Annotated in this window: 2 protein-coding genes and 1 pseudogene; all 3 read right to left on the bottom strand. The window is 66.3% G+C overall.

The annotated features are described in order from the left end of the window. On the bottom strand, positions 1-856 hold an 856-nt coding region (gene nusA, locus Q1W68_RS07555; RefSeq protein ID WP_300716029.1), incomplete at its 3' end, for a transcription termination factor NusA. Further along, positions 853-1,416, bottom strand: a complete 564-nt coding sequence (gene rimP, locus Q1W68_RS07550; RefSeq protein ID WP_300716027.1) for a ribosome maturation factor RimP — start codon at positions 1,414-1,416, stop codon at positions 853-855. The genes rimP and nusA, both read right to left, overlap by 4 nt. Before the next feature lie 250 nt (positions 1,417-1,666). After that, positions 1,667-2,202, bottom strand: a pseudogene (locus tag Q1W68_RS07545) (ammonium transporter); the annotation flags it as partial.

Below are 2,202 nucleotides of genomic sequence, written 5' to 3'. Positions count from 1 at the left end.
CGAACTGCGCCGGGTCTTCGGACCACAGCACGATGTCGACGCGCTCGCCGGCGAGTTCATTGGTCACGCCGTTGACGCGCGAGCCGCGCACGCCGACGCAGGTGCCGATCGGGTCGACGCGCTTGTCGTGCGACTGCACCGCGATCTTGGCGCGCGAGCCCGGATCGCGGGCACACGACTTGATCTCGAGCAGGCCCTGCTCGATCTCGGGCACCTCTTGCGCGAACAGCTCGATCATGAAACCGGGCGCGCTGCGCGACAGGATGATCTGCGGGCCGCGCAAGGTCGAGTCGACCTCGGCGATGTAGGCACGCACACGGTCGCCGATGCGCAGGTTTTCCTTCGGGATCATCTCGCTGCGGCGCAGCCGGCCTTCGACACGGCCCGATTCGACGATCACGTCGCCCTTGTCGAGGCGCTTGACGGTGCCGACGAAGATCTTCTCGCCGCGCGACAGGAAATCGTTGAGCAGTTGTTCGCGCTCGGCGTCGCGGATCTTCTGCAGGATCACCTGCTTGGCTGCCTGGGCGCCGATGCGACCGATGGACACCGACTCGACCGGCTCCTCGATGTAGTCGTCGACCTCGATGTCGGGGATCTGCTCGAGCGCCTCGAAGTGCAGGATTTCGGAGTCGGGCAGTTGCAGGCCCGCGTCGTCGGCCACCACATGCCAGCGCCGGAAGGTTTCGTAGGCGCCGGTGTCGCGGTCCACGGTGACGCGCATGTCGACTTCGCCGCCCTGCAGCTTCTTGGACGCCGACGCGAGCGCGGCCTCGACGGCGCCGAACACGACTTCGCGGTCCACGCTCTTCTCGCGCGAAATGGCATCCACCAGCATCAACAGTTCGCGATTCATCGTTTGCGGTCTCCATCCATCTCGTTACCGGCCGACTCGACCGGGTCGGTCGGCGCCTCCACAGGCGCCGCAAACCGACGCCCCTTGAAATCCACCACCGGCACCAGCCGGGCTTCCTTGACTTCGTCGAACGCAAAATCCAGCGCCTGATCGACACCATCGCCCTGGAAGACGAGACGCCAGCCGTCGCCCAGCGGTTCCAGCACACCCTGGAAATGCTTGCGGCCCTTGAAGGCCAGCTTCAGCGTCAGGTCGACGCGTTCACCGCTGAACCGCAGGTAGTCGGCCGGCTTCTTCAACGGGCGATCGAGACCCGGAGACGACACCTCCAGCCGCTCGTAGGCACAGGCCTCGACTTCGAGCACGTGCTGCAACTGGCGGGTGACGCGCTCGCAATCCTCGACCGTGATGAACTCGCTGCCACCGGACGCCGCTGGCGGCGTGGTCGGAGCCGGCTTGTCGATGTAGACGCGCAGCAATCCCTTCGGGCTGCGCTCGGTGTCCACGAGGTCGTATCCCAACCCGGTCACGGTCTTCTCGATGGCCAGTTGCCAGTTCATCCCCGCTCGATTCCCCGTCTGTGTTCGGCCGCCACCGGTCGGAAAACCCCGGCCTGCAACCCGTTTGAAATAGCCGATCGAACAAAAAAAATGGGCTGGAAAAGTCCGCCCATGGTGTCTTCTCTGTCTTCTCGGAAAACCGGAATTGTACCTTGCAGGGTTGCTACCGGCAACACCCCACGCTGTCAAGTATCGGTATTCGCCGGCGACCCGGAGATCGCCGACGCCCCACCTCGTACCGACGCTCAATTCACCAATTGGCCTCGCGCTCCGGCGTCGCACCGATGCGGTGGATCGACAGGTCGGCGCCTTCGTACTCCTCTTCCAGCGTGAGCCGCAGCGACGTCACCGCCTTGAGACCCCCGTAGACGAGCGCGCCGGCGATCAGTGCCCAGCCCACACCCAGCAGCGTGCCGACGACCTGCGCGCCCAGGTTCACGCCGCCCGCGCCGCCCAGCGCCTGGGTGCCGAAGATGCCGCAGGCGATGCCGCCCCAGGCACCACACAGGCCGTGCAACGGCCACACGCCCAGCACGTCGTCGATCTTCCAGCGGTTCTGCGTCAGCGTGAACATGCTGACGAAGATCGCCCCCGCGACACCCCCGACCACCAGCGCGCCGGCCGGGTGCATCACGTCCGAGCCGGCGCACACCGCCACCAGGCCGGCCAGCGGGCCGTTGTAGGCGAAGCCCGGGTCGTTGCGGCCCATCAGCACCGCCACCAGCGTGCCGCCGGCCATCGCCATCAGCGAGTTGACGGCGACCAGGCCCGAGATCTTGTCGATGG

This window comes from Hydrogenophaga sp., from assembly GCF_030158645.1.
GTDB lineage: Bacteria > Pseudomonadota > Gammaproteobacteria > Burkholderiales > Burkholderiaceae_C > Hydrogenophaga.
The sequence above is the reverse complement of the archived record's forward strand: the minus strand, read 5'-3'. Positions and strand labels throughout refer to the sequence as shown.

What these genes read in the sequence shown, in the direction of transcription:
- rimP (WP_300716027.1), bottom strand. Translation starts at nt 1,416, where the DNA reads ATGAACTGGCAACTGGCCATCGAGAAGACCGTGACCGGGTTGGGATAC.